The organism is Bradyrhizobium altum, assembly GCF_020889705.1.
Classification (GTDB): domain Bacteria; phylum Pseudomonadota; class Alphaproteobacteria; order Rhizobiales; family Xanthobacteraceae; genus Bradyrhizobium; species Bradyrhizobium altum.
The window spans coordinates 1-7,677 of sequence record NZ_JACMYP010000347.1 but is presented as its reverse complement, the minus strand read 5'-3'; the positions used below and the strand labels follow the sequence as shown (position 1 = coordinate 7,677).

The following is a 7,677-nucleotide window of genomic DNA, read 5'->3' as shown; positions in this document are numbered from 1 at the left end:
CGGGAATTCGACGTAGACCTTGCGGCCATCGTCATATGCGGCGAGCGGCCGCCAGGGTGGACTGTCCCCTTCGATGGCATAGCGGGAGATGCGCTGCGCCGGCTCCGGAAGAACGGGCTTCAGAGCGACCGAACGCGATCGTTCCCGTGCAGTTTCTGGATAGTACCAGGCAACAGACGGCATGTATGGCCGCTCGCGGGAACGGAGCTCGATCAGGTAGGTGCGCCGATCGGTATTGACGACCAGGTTGGTCTCGATTGACGCGCGGGTCGGCTTGACCAGGATGTGGACGCGTCGCGTGTCGCCGTTCCCGCTCTCGGTATCGCCCACGACCCAACGTACGGTATCTCCGGCCGCGATGGGCCCCGATCCCGTCAACTGTTCCCCTTCCTCGAGCGCGATATCCGTGATCTGCCCGGGCGCGGCGTAAATCTGATAGAGAGCGCCAGGACTGTAGGCGTAGATTTGCGCCGCGTTGAAATACCCCCGCTTGCGCGGTTCGACCCGGGCGGCGCTGTTTGCCGTCTCAACCCGGCTCACGGGTTCTGGCTCTTCCTTCCCGGCCGACTTGCCGCCGAGCGCCGGCTTCCAGAGCGGTGGAATGTGAAGCGGTCGCAATCTGTCGTCGAAATGCGCAGGAGCCGCCGGCAACGGAGGCACGTCCGCGTCATAGCTGATCTCCGGCGGAATGTAGGTCACGCACCCACCGAGCGCCGAGGAACCGACCAGGAGAGCCAACAGAATTGCTCGCTTCGCGGCCACGAATTCCGGCAGTGCCGAATTGCGCGGGATGGGCCGGTTCGAATGAACGTCATGCGGCGTCTTGGTCACTGACCCAACTCCTTTGACCAGTTGATGGCGCGGACATAGACGCCAAGGGGGTTTTTGCGCAGGCGTTCGGCATCGCGGGGTGTCTCGATCACGATCGAGAGAATTGCAGTCCAGCGCTCAGTCGAACTCAACGAGCCGTTGTCGTAGACGCGCTGGGTCCACGCGACGCGAAAGCTCTCCGAAGACGCGCGAATGACGCTCGATACGTCGACGGAGATTTGAGCCTTACCCAGCTTCGCAAAGGGGTCATCGTTGCGCGCATAGTCGTTCAGCGCAGCCGCCCCACGATCCGTCGTAAAATCATAGGCCCGGAGCCAGTTTTGGCGCAGAACGATACCGTCGGCCGGCAGGCCTCTGACGTCCTCGATGAAGCGCGCCAGATGGTAGGCGATCTGAGCGTCAGTAGGTTGATAGTCGATGTTGGCCGGCGCAACTCTTTGGGCTTGGCCGAGATGATCGACTTCAACGACCCAGGGCGTGATTGAGCCTTGGCTCGATTGCGAGACAAGGCTACCTGCGAGACCGGCCGATAGCGTCAGGCAGCCGAACGCCATTAAGCGCCAATTCTTGGCTTGTAAGCGGGCGGATCCAATGCGTTCATCCCAAACCTGCGCTGCTTTCTGATACGGCGTAACCGGTTCGGGCATACGCCCGTAGTGCACTGATGGTCGTTTGAACATCGATAGTTGCCCCTGAGATCAAGTGATCGGTTTCGAATCGTGCGGTGTCCGCGTTTCATTCGCCCGCGCAGCGGCTGGCGAAGGCGCAGTGGCTAAGTGTCAGCGCTCTCCTTCAGACAAATCGACGGAAGAGCCGCTGCCACCGTGATCGGCGGAGCGGACCGCGTGGCCGGCTGCCGATGCACCGTGCCGAATAGTCTCGGCATGCTTCATACGCCGCGCCCAATCGGGCTGACCTTCAGCCGAGGTGCTCGCGGCCTGCGCGCCGGCTTCCCCACCTGCGCCGAGCGTAGCCGCTGCACGACGCAAGGGGCTCATGGCAGCGGAAGCGCCGGCCTCCGCGACGCCGGCAAAGCTGCCGCTCCGGTAGGCGGCTGATGTTGCGCTCATGGCGGCGCCGCCGCTACGCGCGGCACCCGCAATCGCACCGCCAGCGAGACCGGCACCGCCGGCGGCAAGACCTGCGCCCGCCGCAACAATGCCGCCGGCAGCAAGGCCTGTTCCAATCGCCGCACCGGCGCCGAGTTGCGGTCCGCCCGACACCAGGCCGTTGGCGATTCCGGGACCGAAGATGCCCAGGCCCAGCAAGGAGAGCGCCGCAAGCACCAGGGTCATCGCGTCTTCAATGGTCGGCTGGGCGCCGCCGAAGCCTGCGGTGAACTGCGAGAACAGGATCGAACCGATGCCGACGATGACGGCCAGGACCAGCACCTTGATCCCTGAGGAGATGACGTTGCCCAAGACCCGCTCTGCCGCGAACGCAGTCTTGCCAAACAAGCCGAAGGGAATGAGCACGAAGCCGGCAAGCGTGGTGAGCTTGAACTCGATCAGGGTGACAAAGAGCTGGATCGCCAGAATAAAGAAGGCGAGCAGCACAACGACCCAGGCGAACAGGAGAACGACGATCTGAACGAAATTCTCGAAGAAACTGATGTAGCCCATCAAGTTGGAAATCGAATCGAGCAGCGGTCGGCCGGCGTCGAGCCCGACTTGAGCGATCTTTCCTGGCCGCAGGAAGTCCGACGCGGAGAGGCCTGCGCCAGATGCTTTCAACCCAAGACCCGCAAAGCTCCCGAAAACGATGCGTGCCAGATTATTCCAATTGCCGATGAGATAGGCAAAGACGCTTACGAAGAGCGTCTTCTTGACGAGGCGCGCGATGATGTCTTCGTCCGGCCCCCAACTCCAGAACAACGCAGCAAGCGTGATGTCGATCGCGGCGAGGGTCGTTGCGAGATACCCAACGTCGCTACCGAGCAGCCCGAAGCCGTTGTCGATGTAACGCGTGAACGTTTCCAGGAATTGGTCGATGATCCCCGTACCCGTCATGGCTTGCTCGCCTCGGGCGTCGCCGGTTGCGGATATCCTTGCGGGATCCGGCTCTGATCCTTTGAGGCGGGCCCCAACACCGCGGCGGGTTCTTCTTGGCCAGGAACCGCGGCATCGGATTTCTTGGCAAAGAAGCGTCGCCGGTTTTCGGCCCACACTTGCTTGCAGTGCTGATAACCCGAGGCTTCCTGCGCAGTGACACTGCGGCAGCGTGCAAGGTCAGAGCTGGTTGCATTTGTCGTCTGCTCCACCTTCGGCGGCGGAGGAGGACCGTCTCCGCCACGAAGCTGAATCGTGCAGGCAGTGACGACCAACACACCTATTGTCGTAAGCAGCGACAACGCCTTGAATGCCCTTACGTCGGTCATCAGTGGAACATCTGCACATTGGAGGATTGATAGCCCTGTCCTGGCGTCAGGAACCGCCTGAGCTGCTCTCGTCCCTGATCCTGGGCCGAGGCGCGCTGAGCCGCTTCGAGGCTCTGCACCCTGCCCTGTGCCGTCACGACAGCGGTGAGGTCGGCAAGCTGCTGCGCGTTCAGCGCGAGAATCTGATTGCCAGCTTGCGTTGCCTGCAGAGCGCCGCTTGCGCCTTGGCTAGACGTTACGAGCGCGGAAGTCTGGATGCGGTTGGTGTCGAGGTTGCCAACAATGCCCGCCTGAACGCGCAGCGCGTCTTGCGTTGCGGCATAGGAATTTTGCCATCGCGATTGAGCGTTGGCGACTAGCAACTGATTCGATTGGCTACCCGTGGCCGGCGCATAGCTCGTCGAAAACGCGCGATCTATCTGCTCGACGTCATAGGCGATACGCTGGGCCTGGGCCAGCAATTGCTGGGTACGCTGGATCGACGATTGCAGTTGCTGCAACGAAGAGTACGGCAGGTTTGCTAGATTCCTAGCCTGATTGATCAGCACCTGCGCCTCGTTCTGTAACGAGGTAATCTGGTTGTTTATCTGCTGGAGCTCTCGCGCAGCTGTCAGGACGTTCTGAACGTAGTTGTTGGGATCAAAGACGATCAGCGCCCGCGCGGGCACCGCGACGCTAAGCACCAGCGCGATAGTGCCAGTAGCCGCCAATAGGCCAAGACGCCTCATAGCGATTTCTCCAGATTGACGAGATTGGGGATCAGATCGCTCGCCCAGGCGACGCCACGTTGCTCGAGCCAGGCAGGCACGAAGCCGTCGGGTCCATGTTCGGCGATGAGCTGCGTGATGGCGGCCTGGTCTGTCTTGGAAGAGGCTGCGGTGAATGCGAGCGCAACCTCGCCTAGCCCAAGTTCGAACATCCGGTTGCCGCGCCGAGACTGGCAGTAGTAGTCGCGCTTTGGCGTTGCCCGGCTCAGAAGCTCGATCTGGCGGTCATTGAGGCCGAAGCGGCGATAGATGGCAGTGATCTGCGGTTCGATCGCCCGTTCGTTTGGCAGCAACAGGCGCGTTGGACAGCTTTCGATGATCGCTGGTGCGATCGCGGAACCATCGATATCCGAGAGCGACTGGGTAGCGAAGATGACGGAGGCATTCTTTTTCCGAAGCGTCTTCAACCATTCCCGGAGTTGCCCCGCAAAATCCTCGTCATCGAGGGCAAGCCAACCTTCATCGACAATCAGGAGTGTCGGCCGGCCATCGAGACGATCACCAATACGATGGAAGAGGTACGCCAGCACGGCCGGCGCAGCACTCGTTCCGATCAAGCCTTCGGTCTCAAACGCCTGGACCGAGGCCTCGCCAAGGCGCTCGAATTCGGCATCGAGCAGGCGCCCGGACGGACCGCCGAGGCAATATGGTTGCAAGGCGCGTTTCAGAGAGTTCGATTGGAGCAGGACTGACAGGCCCGTGAGGGTGCGCTCCTCCCTCGGCGCCGAAGCGAGAGATGTCAGCGCCGACCAGAGATGATCCTTGACCTCCGGGGTGATCTCGACCTTTTCCCGTGCCAAGATCGCGCCGATCCATTCCGTCGCCCATCCGCGCTCGGAAGGATCATCAATCCAGGCCAGCGGCTGCAGGGCGACGGGTTGTTCGCCTCCGTCGGACAATGCGCCGCCGAGATCATGCCAATCACCGCCCATGGCGAGGGCGGCCGCCCGAATCGAACCACCGAAGTCAAACGCGAAGACCTGTGAGTTCGGATAACGCCTGAACTGTAGCGCCATCAGCGCGAGCAACACTGACTTGCCAGCGCCTGTCGGCCCCACCACAAGGGTATGACCGACGTCGCCGACGTGGAGCGAGAATCGGAACGGCGTTGATCCCTCGGTCTTGCCGAACAGAAGCGGCGGACCCTTGAAGTGCAGATCCCTCGCCTCTCCGGCCCACACGGCCGACATCGGAATCATATGAGCGAGGTTGAGGGTCGATACCGGCGGCTGCCGCACGTTGGCATAGACGTGCCCGGGCAGACTGCCGAGCCAGGCTTCGACGGCGTTCACCGTCTCGATCATGCAGGTGAAATCGCGGCCCTGGATGACCTTCTCGACCAGCCTCAGCTTTTCATCGGCAGCATTGGGATCGCGGTCCCAGACAGTGATGGTCGCTGTAACAAAGGTTTGTCCGATCTGATCCGACCCCAATTCCTGCAACGCCGCGTCGGCATCAAGCGCCTTGTTGTGTGCGTCGGTATCGAGCAGCGTCGACGCCTCGTTGGTCATGACCTCCTTGAGAATGGCGCCAATCGACTTTCGCTTGGCGAACCACTGCCGCCGAATCTTGGTCAGCAGCTTGGTGGCGTCGGTCTTGTCGAGCATGATTGCGCGCGTCGACCAACGATACGAGAATGCCAGGCGATTCAGGTCGTCCAGGATCCCCGGGGTCGTCGCGCCCGGGAAGCCGACAATCGTCAAGACCCGCACGTTCGCTGAACCCAGCATCGGCTCTAGCCCGCCGGTCAACGGCTGGTCGGACAACAGCGCATCGATGTACATGGGAATTTCGGGCACCCGAACGCGATGACGCTTGGTCGAGATCGTCGAGTGCAGGTAGGTCAGCGTGTCCTGATCATCGAGCCAGCCGCATTCCGGCATGAACCCTTCGACGAGCTGCAGCACGCGGTTGGTTTGATCAATAAACCCGCGCAGCACCTCCCGGGCATCTGCTCCAACGGTGCGGTCGCGGCCTTCATAGAGCAATCGCTCCGCCTTAGCCGCCCCCTCCTCGGGAGGCAGATAGAGGAAGGTCAAGAAGTAGCTGGACTCATAATGGGCGCCCGCCTCTTCGAATTGAGCTCTGCGCTCGGCGTCGACCAGTGCAGACGCGACATCCGGAAAGGTGTTCGGCGGGTAAGCACCGGCAAAATGGCGTTGCGCTTCAACGAAGACCGCCCAACCAGATCCCAGACGGCGCAGCGCGTTATTCAGGCGACCGGCGACGCCGACAAGCTCGGCCGGCACCGCGCTGTCGAGGTCAGGCCCCCGGAACTTTGCTGTCCGCTGGAACGAGCCGTCCTTGTTCAGGATGATTCCCTCGTCGACGAGGGCTGCCCAGGGCAGGAAGTCGGCGAGACGCGCGTTGGAATGACGATATTCGGCAAGGTTCATCATGACCGCGAACTCAGACGTTGAGATGACCGGGAATGCGCAGATGCCGGCGCACCACATCGATGAAGGCGGGGTCGCGCTTGGCGGCCCAGACGGCGGCCATGTGACCGATGAACCAGAGGACAAGACCGGCGATCCACAACCGCAGTCCGAGCCCAAGGGCTGCCGCAAGCGTGCCGTTCACGATCGCAACCGATCGCGGCGCGCCGCCCATCAGGATTGGCTCAGTGAGCGCGCGGTGAACGGGCACGACAAAGCCTGTGACCGGTTCATCCATCAGATCACCACGCCGCCGCCGAAGGAGAAGAACGACAGGAAGAAACTCGAGGCGGCAAACGCGATCGACAGACCGAACACGATCTGGATCAGCCTGCGGAAACCACCTGACGAGTCCCCGAACGCAAGCGTGAGCCCGGTCACGACGATGATGATGACGGCGATGATCTTGGCGACCGGTCCTTCAACCGACTGCAAGATCTGATTGAGTGGCTGCTCCCACGGCATGTTCGAGCCGGCAGCCCATGCTGGTGCTGACGTCAAAAGAACCAGCCCGGACGTGGCAAGCGAAGCGGCATCTCGACGAAAACGAAATTGCGGATGCATGTCAGTCTCCTGCTGATGAAAGGCTGTAGTCGCCGGCCGCACCAAGCCCCGCGACGAGGGCGAGCTCAGCGAGGCGACGGTCAGCGCCGCGGCCCGCAAGGACGGCGACGAGGTTGATGGTCTCGGCGATCAAAGCGCGCGGAACCGTGATGACGGCTTCCTGGATGAGCTGCTCGAGCCGGCGCAGCGCACCGAGCGCGGTGCCCGCATGAATGGTCCCAATGCCGCCTGGATGGCCGGTACCCCAGGCCTTGAGCAGATCGAGTGCTTCGGCACCGCGGACTTCGCCAACCGGGATACGATCGGGACGCAGTCGCAGCGAGGAGCGGACAAGATCTGACAGCGTCGCCGCGCCATCCTTAGTCCGCAGCGCCACTAGATTGGACGCTTTGCATTGCAGCTCGCGCGTGTCTTCGATCAGAATGACCCGATCGGAGCTCTTTGCCACCTCGGCCAGGAGGGCATTCGTCAGTGTCGTCTTGCCGGTCGATGTCCCGCCGGCGACGAGGATGTTCTTCCGTGCGGCGACCGCGTCCTTCAGGGTGTTGGCCTGCTCCGAGGTCATGATCCCCCTGGCGACGTAGTCGTCGAGCGTAAACACCGCCACGGCCGGCTTGCGGATAGCAAAGGCCGGTGCAGCAACGACCGGTGGCAACAGACCTTCGAAGCGCTCGCCGGTCCCAGGCAATTCGGCCGAGACCCG

General features: G+C 62.2%; 9 protein-coding genes. All 9 read right to left on the bottom strand.

The genetic code is table 11. From position 1 onward, the window contains the following. On the bottom strand, window positions 1-831 hold an 831-nt coding region (gene trbG, locus H8B02_RS42890), incomplete at its 3' end, for a P-type conjugative transfer protein TrbG (RefSeq protein WP_229171784.1). Then, window positions 828-1,511: a conjugal transfer protein TrbF gene (trbF, locus tag H8B02_RS42885; protein ID WP_229171783.1), complete on the bottom strand. Its 684-nt coding sequence runs from the start codon at window positions 1,509-1,511 to the stop codon at window positions 828-830. The genes trbG and trbF, both read right to left, overlap by 4 nt. Window positions 1,512-1,610: 99 nt before the next feature. Beyond that, a complete protein-coding gene (gene trbL, locus H8B02_RS42880; RefSeq protein ID WP_229171782.1) occupies window positions 1,611-2,840 on the bottom strand; it encodes a P-type conjugative transfer protein TrbL in 1,230 nt (409 codons plus the stop codon). Further along, window positions 2,837-3,208 (bottom strand): putative entry exclusion protein TrbK-alt, encoded by a 372-nt coding sequence (gene trbK-alt / locus H8B02_RS42875; protein ID WP_229171780.1) that lies wholly within the window; start codon window positions 3,206-3,208, stop codon window positions 2,837-2,839. The genes trbL and trbK-alt overlap by 4 nt, the downstream gene beginning before the upstream one ends. Then, a complete protein-coding gene (trbJ, locus tag H8B02_RS42870) occupies window positions 3,208-3,936 on the bottom strand; it encodes a P-type conjugative transfer protein TrbJ (protein WP_229171778.1) in 729 nt (242 codons plus the stop codon). Before trbJ ends, trbK-alt begins: the two co-directional genes overlap by 1 nt. Continuing rightward, on the bottom strand, window positions 3,933-6,374 hold the full coding sequence (trbE, locus tag H8B02_RS42865; protein WP_229171776.1) for a conjugal transfer protein TrbE: 2,442 nt from the start codon (window positions 6,372-6,374) through the stop codon (window positions 3,933-3,935). The genes trbJ and trbE overlap by 4 nt, the downstream gene beginning before the upstream one ends. Before the next feature lie 10 nt (window positions 6,375-6,384). Then, window positions 6,385-6,648 (bottom strand): VirB3 family type IV secretion system protein, encoded by a 264-nt coding sequence (locus H8B02_RS42860; protein WP_229171774.1) that lies wholly within the window; start codon window positions 6,646-6,648, stop codon window positions 6,385-6,387. Continuing rightward, window positions 6,648-6,974 carry a TrbC/VirB2 family type IV secretion system protein gene (locus tag H8B02_RS42855; protein ID WP_229171772.1) on the bottom strand — a complete coding sequence of 109 codons (327 nt, stop codon included), beginning with the start codon at window positions 6,972-6,974 and terminating at the stop codon, window positions 6,648-6,650. Before H8B02_RS42855 ends, H8B02_RS42860 begins: the two co-directional genes overlap by 1 nt. Before the next feature lies 1 nt (window position 6,975). Beyond that, window positions 6,976-7,677 (bottom strand): P-type conjugative transfer ATPase TrbB (gene trbB, locus H8B02_RS42850; protein ID WP_229171770.1); only part of this gene is annotated, 702 nt, incomplete at its 5' end.